The sequence below is a fragment of the Fulvivirga imtechensis AK7 genome, from assembly GCF_000331535.1.
GTDB classification, from domain to species: domain Bacteria; phylum Bacteroidota; class Bacteroidia; order Cytophagales; family Cyclobacteriaceae; genus Fulvivirga; species Fulvivirga imtechensis.
The window spans coordinates 1-10,901 of the sequence record NZ_AMZN01000146.1; the positions used below are offsets into that span (position 1 = coordinate 1).

The 10,901-nt window shown below is 37.7% G+C and carries 4 protein-coding genes; all 4 read right to left on the minus strand.

Annotated features, from left to right (window positions below; translation table 11 throughout):
* The coding region (locus C900_RS26975) for a condensation domain-containing protein (RefSeq protein WP_157494271.1) at nt 1-1,763 on the minus strand (1,763 nt) is incomplete at its 3' end.
* Nucleotides 1,764-1,884: 121 nt separating this feature from the next.
* Entirely contained in the window at nt 1,885-3,693 is a 1,809-nt protein-coding gene (locus C900_RS26980; protein WP_009583670.1) for a non-ribosomal peptide synthetase, read from the minus strand.
* A gap of 327 nt (nt 3,694-4,020) precedes the next feature.
* On the minus strand, nt 4,021-10,569 hold the full coding sequence (locus C900_RS26985) for a non-ribosomal peptide synthetase (RefSeq protein WP_009583671.1): 6,549 nt from the start codon (nt 10,567-10,569) through the stop codon (nt 4,021-4,023).
* Nucleotides 10,570-10,630: 61 nt separating this feature from the next.
* On the minus strand, nt 10,631-10,901 hold a 271-nt coding region (locus C900_RS26990; RefSeq protein WP_040497660.1), incomplete at its 5' end, for an acyl carrier protein.

Below are 10,901 nucleotides of genomic sequence, written 5' to 3' on the forward strand. Positions count from 1 at the left end.
GCCAGCATACCTACCATCATCTCAATGGAACGATCCACCATCAATCCCACAACCATGCCAGGGCAACAGCCCCTTTCTAAAAGAGAGCGGGCCAACTGATTGCTTCGGGCATCCAAGGCCTCATAGCTCAACTCCTGATCTTCGTATATCAGGGCAGTGTTAGCCGGTATTTTTTGTACCTGTTCTTCAAAAAGCGCTATGAGTGTCTGATCCCTCGGATAATCTGCTGATGTGTCGTTGAATTTACCTAATAATTTTTCACGCTCATTAAGGGGTAAAATATTAATTTCCGAAATTTTTCTTTCAGAATGATCGGTGATTTCCTTAATAATTTGCTGAAAATAAACGATGAACCTTTCTATAGTTTCCTCACTAAACAATTCTGTAGAGTACTCATAGATCAATATTATTTCATCTTTCGAAACTCGTGCTCGTAAAGTAAGATCGAATTTTGATATTTTATGTCCGTTGTTATAATTTTCAAATCTCAAGTCCGGAATAGAAATTTCCTTACTTTCTACCATCGGTTCCAGCACAAACATTATACTAAACAATGGATTGCGACTAGTATTTCGAGGAATTTGTAACTCGCCTATTAATTCTTCATATGGATACATTTCATTATCCAGACATGATAACGTTTTTTCCTTTACGTTCGACAAAAATTCTTTGAAACTCAACGCTCCATTTACGTCATTCCGAATAGCAATGGTGTACACAAACATGCCCACAGCTTCTTCTAAATCTGCATGATTTCGACCAGTAACCGGAGTACCTACAATGATATCTTCCTGGTTTCCAAGTTTGCTTAATAAAACATTAAAAACAGACAAGATGGTCATAAACATTGTAGTTTCAGTTTCCTGTGCTAAAGACCATAATCGCTCTGTCTCTTCTCTATTTAAGATAAACGCCCTGTTATTCCCTTCGAAATTCTTAACAGATGGTCTGGGATAATCGGTGGGCAGATCCAAAACACTGGCTTCTCTGGCAAATTCTTTTTTCCAAAAGTCGCGCTGAGCCGAAATACGTTCCTGTTGCTCTTCACTCTGTTGCCATTCCGCATAATCTTTGTATTGTAAAGTCAAAGGGGCAAGTGTCTCTCCACTATATAAAGAGACTATATCATTGATCAGTATTCCGTAGGATTGCCAATCATTTATAATATGATGTACGTCCAGCATCAAAAAATAAGATTGGTCTGAAAGTGTCACTAAACCTGCTCTAATCAACGGAGCTTTACTCAAATCAAATGGACGAACAAACTTGCTAGTAATGGACGTGATTTCAGCCTCGTTTGCAGCTTTATAATCTTCTATTTCAAATTCTACCTTATCATGAATAACTTGTACCACTTCATGATCCACAAGTTGAAATGAAGTACGCAGCACTTCATGTCGCTGAACCAACATTGTAAATGCATTCTGCAACTTACTTTCTTCCAGCCTTCCATCAAGTTTGATAACCTGAGGCATGTTGTAAGCCAGAGAAGAAGTCTGCAATTCATTAACAAAGTATAGCCTGCGTTGAACAGAAGAAACAGAATAATGATGTTTATTTTTACTCCTGCCGATAGAACTATAAGTAGCCTCTCCATTAAAAGCCTTATAAAACTCTAATATTTCTTCCTTCCTGGATCTTATTCCAGATATAATATCTTCTGTCAAGAACTCTTTTTTTGCTTTTATCTTCAGTTCTCCATTACGAATGTGAATGAAGATGTTTTGACTCTTGAGTTCCTTAATATACTCGACAATATTCATTTTTTTGAAGGTGTTTAGACTATCAAACAAAGGGAAAACCTTGCTGGCAAAAAGTATTAGTATAAATTCAAATTAACTTTGGTTATTGCTCTTTCGGGCAATCATTTTGTACGATATTGAATCAGATTGACACTTCGGTGAAATCCAAATTGCTGTCCTCCTCTTTCATCTCACCCATTGTTTCAATAATATCACTCTGTAATCTTATAGAAGGGTAATTAAAAATTTCTCTCACAGACAATTTTATATTAAATTTCTCAAAGATTCTATTTACTAAAATAATCACGTTTATTGAGTGTCCTCCTAATTCAAAAAAGCTTTTTGTAACATCAACCATGTGCTTTTGAATGTTCAAAATGTCACTCCATATTTCAACCAAATCCTTCTCTATCTGATTAGCTGGTGGCACTATTTCCCCTGGATCATCGTCTTCCAGTAATTTTCGATAATTTACTTTTCCATTAGTCAGGTAGGGTAGTTTCTCCTCAATGTTTATTTTAGACGGAAGCATATAGACTGGTAAGTATCCGTCAAGGTATATCATTATTTTTCCCGCTAGATTTTGATCATTTCTATGATCACTACTTTTTGTAATAAACGCTATAATAGAGCTCCTTTTCTCATTATAAACTACTGCTACTCTTTCTATTTCAGGGTATTTTACCAGAAGGTTTTCTATTTCGTCCAGATCAACCCTAATTCCTCTGACTTTGATCATTCTATCCTCCCTGCCTAGCAGATCAATACTACCATCGGGTAATAATTTAGCTCTATCGCCTGTACAAAAAGCCCGTCTTCTGAGGAATGTAGCCCCATTTAACGTTATAAATCTTTTTTCCGTCAGGTCCGGATCGTTAAGGTAGCCCTTGGATAGATATTGAGAAGCGATATGAAGATTACCCGTACTATTAGGTTGGCATAGCCGACCATTATCATCAAGTACTATTAAATCCGCATCATCTATCGGTTTTCCTATGGGAATTTTTTCTTTTGATATATCCTCTGGCCGAATGTAATAATAAGAGCTAACCATGGTAGCCTCAGTAGTTCCGTAAAGATTTACTAATTGAATTCGATCTTTAAAAATCTCATACCAATGTGTTAGCTCAGACGGAATGATTCTCTCTCCTGAAAGCAATACATACTTCAGTTCCTTAAAACTATCAGTAGATATCTTATCATTATTGAATATACGAAATACACTTGGCACGCAATGAACGAGGTTTATTTTCTCATCATCTATCCATTGACGTAATTTCTGTGATGAAAAAAAATCTTCGTCCCCAGGAGGTACACAAATTGTACCTCCACTCATAAGAGGTACAAAAATATCTCTGAGAAATGCATCGAAAAAGGGTGAGATCAACTGGCTAAACCGGCAACCAGGCTTTATATTAAAGGTTTTTATCTCCCACTTAATAAAATGCCACAGGCTTCCGTTTTTTCCTACTATGCCTTTTGGTACTCCGGTACTTCCTGATGTAAAAAATATGTATAAGTCATCCTCTTCTTGATATTCAGTAACATGGTCATTTTTTATATTAGTGTCTTTCTCTGATAGATCAGTTAATTCAAAGGTCCGAATCCGTTCCTTGTTAACTTTAGACATATCAATCCCAGACGTAATCACTGCATCGAGATTTGATTCGGAAATAATATGTGATAATCTTTGCTGAGGTAAAGATGTATCCAAGGGGACGAAGACGCATCTGGCCAATACGACACCCAAAACACTGGTCACCAAATCTGTAATTTCGTTTGCACAAATCCCTATTCTGGACTGAGGTGTAAATTCATTTAATAGGAATGTCGAAACTCTTTCAGATCGATGAAGCAACTCTGGATAAGAAATAGAACGTCCGTTTTCTTCAACGGCAGTCTTATCATCAAAGGATTTAAGTATTTCTTTAAGATTCTGTTGCGTGTACATGTTTTCTTTAATTTAGTAAACTAGCGTACTAATTTAGTCGTCTGAATATCTTGAATAGATTACATCCTTATTATCGGACTTTATACGGATACTCACAATGTCTATTCCGGAATATTAAGGGAACACGAAAAATCGACAACAACTGGGCTTTCTAAACAATTTTTACCAAACGTATGAAATAACCTTTTCCCTGTAAAGATTTTCTTTAGAAAAAATATTAGTTTATTGCCTTTGCCATTTCGAAAATCTACAACTTTGTTCCCGGAAATCCATTCATTTTTATCAAAAGTTCATTTTGATCCTTTCATTCCCGCTCATATAAAAATTTCAAATTGAAACTTCTGTAAGATCCAGATCATCAATATTTTCACTTTGTACCTGATTGATGACTTCAATCAATTCTGCCTGGTGTTGTATTGAAGGTCTGTCAAATATCTCCTTCAATGTTATCTGGACGTTAAATGTTTTAAAGATTTCGTTTATCAATGTAACCATATTAAGTGAGTGTCCTCCAAATTCAAAAAAACTTTTGTCTGAACTGATTTTTTCCGGATTTAAATTCAATACTTTGCTCCAAATTTTTGTCAATTTCTCTTCTATATCTCCTGATGGAGCAACATAATCCGCTCCTACAATAAAATCAGGCTCAGGCAAAGCTCTACGATCCACTTTTCCTGCCTGCGTTAGCGGCAATCGATCTAGTCTGACGTACAGAGAAGGGATCATATAATCTGGCAGGTATTTAGACAAATGATCATGAAAGGTATCAACTTCTATGTTATTATCAGATACAAAGTATCCCACAAGCTTTTTATCTGTTTCCCCTCCTTTAACCAATACTACTGCTTCCCTCACATCAGGACAGGAAGAAAACTGGGTTTCTATCTCTCCAAGTTCTATTCTAAAGCCACGAATCTTCACCTGATGATCAATTCTACCCAGATACTCAATGTTACCATCTGGGAGCCAACGTGCCAAATCACCCGTCTTATAGAGTCGTTCTCCAGTTTTGTAAGGATGCTCTATGAATCGTTCGGTTGTAAGATCTTCTCTGTTGTGGTAGCCTATTGCCAAGCCATCTCCGGAGATACACAGTTCTCCTACCACACCGATAGGCAGCAGTTTATTCTGCCTGTTCAATATGTATATCTGAGTATTGGCTATGGGTTTACCTATGGTGATTTGGTGTTGGTTCGTAAGTTCCTTCACTGTAGACCAAACTGTTGTCTCGGTAGGGCCGTACATATTAAATATTCTGGCGCTGCTTTTTTCGGATAATAACTTGAGAAGTGAATCAGAAAACACCTCTCCTCCTACCATTATATCTGTCAATTGTTTTAATCCTTCATCTGTCTCACTACTTTCAACTACTACCTTCATAAGCGATGGTGTTGACTGGATCATGTTTACTTTATGCCTGACTATTGCTCTATTTAGTGCAGCAGGATCTCGCTGTTCATTCTCATCAGCCAGTACAACAGTAGCTCCTTGTTGTAAAGGAAGAAGGGTTTCCAGCACAAAAATATCAAAAGAAGCAGTTGTTACTGAAATAATTCTTTTGCCGCTAAAGGAGATCAGATCACTGATACCCTTACAGAAATTATTTACAGCACTATGGGAGATCATTACTCCTTTCGGCTTACCAGTTGAGCCCGAGGTGTAGATCATATAGGCAAGATTTTGCGATTTAGCCCTACTTTTGAATGGTGTACTATCTAATAATGACAAACTGGAGATATCTATAAGCTCAATATCACTTACTGTTGCTAAGTGTGCCGTCTGCGTAATTAACAACGTGGCCCCACTATCGCTTAAAATATAATCTTTACGCTTTGAAGGAAAGGCTGGATCTATCGGGAGATAAGTACCCCCTGCTTTCATTACTGCAAACATGGCAGTCAGCAGTTCGAAAGAGCGATCGCACATGATGCCAATGACACTTTTTTCCGTCACACCATGATTGACCAAATATGCAGCCAGAGCGTCAACCCTGGCATTAAACTCTGCGTAGGTCATGCATTTATTGCCGGATATAATCGCGATATGGTCGGGATTATTTTTTACTTGCTCTTCAAACAGCTCTATAACTGTTTGTTCTTTTGGGTAATCGACCGAATTATCATTAAAATATTCTAACAGACATCGTTTCTCATTCTCTTCCAGAATTTCATCTCGGTTAATGGGCTCATCAAGATGATGAATAAACCGGCTCAACACATTTGTAAAATATTTGAAAAATTTATTGATCATCTCATCATCCATCACCGTGGTGGAATACTCTGCAATAACATGATGTTGACCAAAAATTCTCTTTACGAATATGTCAAATAACGTGTTTTGATTTACATCATTGCTATCGTGCCAAAAATTAGGTGATTCGTCTGATATATTCTCCGTTGGCTCAAACATACTGTCTGTGACCCAAAAATCGATATAGGTAAATGCCACATCGAATATTGGGTTTACACCATCCCGCAAAGGTTCATCCGTTAACTGACGTATTTTATAAAATGGTACTCGCTCGTGAGCTTTGGCCTTTCTATTTCTATTCACCATATCAACAATATAGTCCCTCCAGGTACCTTCAGCAGGCAGGTGAACATTAACGGGAATGTGATTCAAAAAGCATCCCAACAGTTTGTCGCCATCTTTTACGAGCGGGCGGTTATGTGTTGTCAATCCTACCACAAAATTGTCGTCCGCGGAAAAAAGTCCCATAGTGTACGCATATGCACCAAAAAAGAGCTCTTTTACACCAACTTTCAAATCAGAAGCAAGCGACTGAATTCCATTGTCTATTTCAGTATTAATAGGAAAATATCTGGTAATAAAACGATGCTCCTCATCACGTTTCCATAATTGAAATCGTTTATACTCTTTAAGTTCTTCACGCCAAAAATCTATACTCTCCCGATTGTTCTTATCCATGAGCTCTCCAAAAATGTGATCATGATAAGTACACTCAAGCTTATCTGGCGCATAGTTAATATTTTCCTTTAATTTGAAGTAAGTATTATTTAACTCTGTAAGAAATGCATGCAGACTCCATCCATCCAACAACGAGTGATGCATATCAAATATGAGATAACGAAAATCATCAGCAATTTTCAATACATTCATCCTCCAAAGCAACTCTTTGGATTTTCCGGACGCCTTCAGCCGTTCGGTATTGATTTTTTCAATAAAATAGTCTTCCTGCTGGCTCTTGTTCAAGTGTGAAATGTCTATAAAATTCACTTCGGGATCAATTTCTTTCAAAATAATGTGAGCAAAGCTCCCTGTATCATACACCTTCCTAAGAGCATCATGCTTCCGGATCATCAGATTGAGCGCTTTTCTAAAAATATCTTGGTCAAAATCGCTGTAAGGAATCCTATAGTAATTTTGCTCGTGATAAATAATATTATCAAAACGCTGCTCATTCTCATCCTTTAACAAAGTGTAAAATAGCATCCCTTTCTCAATACCGCTCATCGGATAGATATCTTCATATATATCGGGTATTTCATTCTGCCTTTTATAAGCCTCCCGAAACGCCTCAATCTCCTTCTTTGCCAGATCACTTGCTTCTTGATCTATATCGTTGTTATCACGAACCAAATTACTCAGCGCTTCTATGGTATTATTTGTGTAAAGATCAGCCAGTTTAAGATTGCACTCTAATTGCTCGTTGATTTCATAAATTAATTTTATGGCTTTGATAGAATCACCTCCAAGACCGAAGTAATTGTCAATGATGCCTATCTTGGAGATTTCCAGCACATCTGCCCATATTTTTGCCATTTGTTCTTCAAATTCATCTCTGGGTGCTACGTATTCATTCTGCAGCACCAGCTCATGCTGAGACAAAGCTTTACGGTTTAACTTGCCATTGTCTGTAAGAGGCATAGTCTCCATAAATATATAATATTGAGGTACCATATAATCAGGAAGTGTTCTTAGCAAATGATTTCTCAACCGCTCCTTATCCACTTCTTTCTCAGCCATATAGTAGGCTGCCAGGTACCTGCCTTCTTTTAGCATCACTACTGCTTCTTGTATAAGATCATGCTGCAAAAGTTGGTTTGCAACTTCTCCAAGTTCTATACGATATCCGCGGATCTTTACCTGATCATCTTTCCGACCATAAAAACGGATATTACCATCGGGCTGCCAACTGGCCAAATCTCCCGTCTTATATATTTTGCCCACTCCGGTGAGAGTATTGGATACAAACTTCTCATTTGTAAGGTCTTCGTTATTCAAATATCCCCTGGCGAGACCTACACCTCCAATACACAACTCGCCTATACCGCACATTGGAGATAGTCTGCCATAACTATCCAATACGTATAATTGAGTATTGTCAATGGGTTTGCCAATGGGGATATGTCCTGTTTCTTGGGAAAAGTCGCAATTAAAATATGAGACATCCACAGTAGCTTCGGTGGGACCATACAAATTGATAAGTTTAGACTGGTATTTGCCGTTCAATATGTTACCAAACCTGTTTACCTGGTCTGCGGTGAGTGCTTCCCCACTTGAAAAAACCTGTCTTAAAGTCTGAAGCTGACCTGTATCCTCCTTTGCCGCAACAACCAAAAATGCGCTTAGCATTGATGGCACAAAGTGTATTGTGCTAACTTTATAGTCATTTATAGCCTGTATAATTTTATTTGGGTCCTTTTCCTCATCCGGCGGTAATATAGCTAAGCTTGCACCCGTAAAGGACCACCAGAATAACTCCCAGATAGAAACGTCAAAAACCAATGGTGTTTTCTGAAGTAGCACATCTTTTGCTGTTAATTGGTATTTCTTTTGCATCCATTCCAATCGGTTAACTATGGAGTGATGCTCAATCATTACCCCCTTCGGAGTACCTGTGGAGCCAGACGTATAAATTACATAAGCCAGGTCATTTGGACCCGGACAGTTAACTCGTATCTCATGTTGTTCGTTGATCCTCTCCAGAGATGTATCGAGGTCTATTATCCTGGGTTTCAAATTAATATCCAGCGCATCTATATAGCGCTGGCGTGTGATTAAAACTTTGATATTAGAATCTGCTATTATACCGTTGACACGAGCAGATGGGTGGCTCGGAGAAAGCGGGACATAAACTCCTCCAGATTTAATGATACCAAAAATACAAGGTATAATTTCTTCTTCACGCTCCAAAAGCAATCCCACCATGTCCCCGACTTTCACTTCTTCTACCTGTTGCAAATACGATGCTATTTGATTAGATTTTTTACTTAGTTCTTCATAAGTAGTGATACTATCAACATATCTGGTGGCAATATTATCAGGTGCTTTTCTCACCTGCTCTTCAAAAAGATCAATGATTGTTTTTTCTTTCGAATAATCTGTTGTGGTATTATTAAACTCATAGATTAATCGTTGCTTTTCCTCATGAGGCAGGATATCAATTTCAGATAAGCGTATATTAAGGTCAGCCGTTATTTCCGCAATAATGTTTTGAAAATAAATCCCATATCGCGCTATGGTTTCTTCTTTGAAAAGGTTGGCATTATAAATGAAATTGACAAGTATTCCATCCTGCATTTCTACTGCGCTTAACTCCATATCAAACACTGTCTTAATAAGACCTTCCCCAACCGGTTCAACTGATAGGCCAGGGATTTCCAACACATGTTGATTATAATTCTGATAAGCAAAGAATACATCGAAAAGCGGATTTCTACCAGCCTCCCGTTTGATACTCAAATCGCTGACCAGATTTTCAAACTGATACATCTGATTATCAAAACATGAAACAATGTTGTGTTGCACATTTTGCAGAAATTCCTTGTAAGTTAGCTCTCCTTTAGGGAAATTCCTTAGCGGTACGGTATTTACAAACATGCCTGGCACAGATTCTAGTTCCTCTGTAAATCTTCCAGTTGTAACGGTACCAATTACAATATCCTGCTGACCACTTACTCTGCTAAGCAGAATATAATATGTTGACATTAAAACTGAATACAATGTGGCTCCTAAACCTTCGGCCATCTTCTTCATGCCTTCTGTCAACTCTTTGTCAATGACAATATTAACAGCTCCCGCGCGAGCTTTCTTAACAGCCGATCGTGGATGGTCCAATGGTAATTCCAGCACTTCAGGCAACTCTGCATATTCATTACTCCAAAACAAAGCATGGTGGCTAATGATCTTATCATGAGCCCGGCTATGCTGCCATTCTGCATAGTCCCGGTACTGCAGTTTTGGTGTGTCTAACTGTATGTCATTATACAGGTCCACAAACTCCCTGATCAAAAGATTATTTGAGGTTCCATCTGTGATTATATGATGAATATCTAAGATTAGTAAATATTCTTCCTGAGCAATTTCGAACAATCCTATGCGCATCAAAGGGGTCTTACCCAAATCGAAAGGTTGAACGAAGTTCTCAATAAGTGAATGGATATCTTCTGTTGTTTTGGAGAAGTGAATTTTGAAGTCTACTTCCTGATGTATTCTTTGATACAGTTGGCCTCTTTCAGCCTCAAATGAAGTCCGTAAGATTTCATGACGCTGGATGATTTGCCGAAAAGTTTTTTCAAATTTGTTGATATCTAACTTGCCTTTAAGCTTTACTATCGTTGGTATATTATAGGCAATTGAATATTTATCTAAAGCTTTTTCAAAATAGACACGTTTTTGAGCAGATGAGAGCACATATTTTTCCTTCGTATCAGAAGATGGTATGGAAATGTTATTGTGTTCCTTTTGAGATTCCAGGTAGCTTAAGATCTCTTGCTTCCGAGATTTTATTTGATTTATCAGTTCTTCATCTAAAAACTGCCTAGCCCCTAAAACACTCAACTGACCATTTTCTACAGTAATGGAAATATTCTTTTCCCTCCTGAGATTAAATAAAAATTTACCTATTTTCATTGTTTGCTAATGTTTTATTCTGGTCGGATACTTTTCCGAGCCTATATCAATGGGTGATGTATTAAAGTTTTAATTCCACTACTTCGTCAAGATCATTGGCTGATATTTTTATCTGCTTAATGATCATTACGTGATCCGCTAGCTGACTTATCTTGTTCATTTCAAATAACTCCGCCAGTTTAATGTTTATATTAAAGTGCTTGTTTACTTTTGACATCAACTTTACAGCCTTAATCGAATCACCTCCCATCACAAAAAAGCTTTCATTGGTGCTGATACTGTCTTTGTCCAGTTGAAGCACCTCGCTCCAGATCGATACCAAAGCCTCTTCT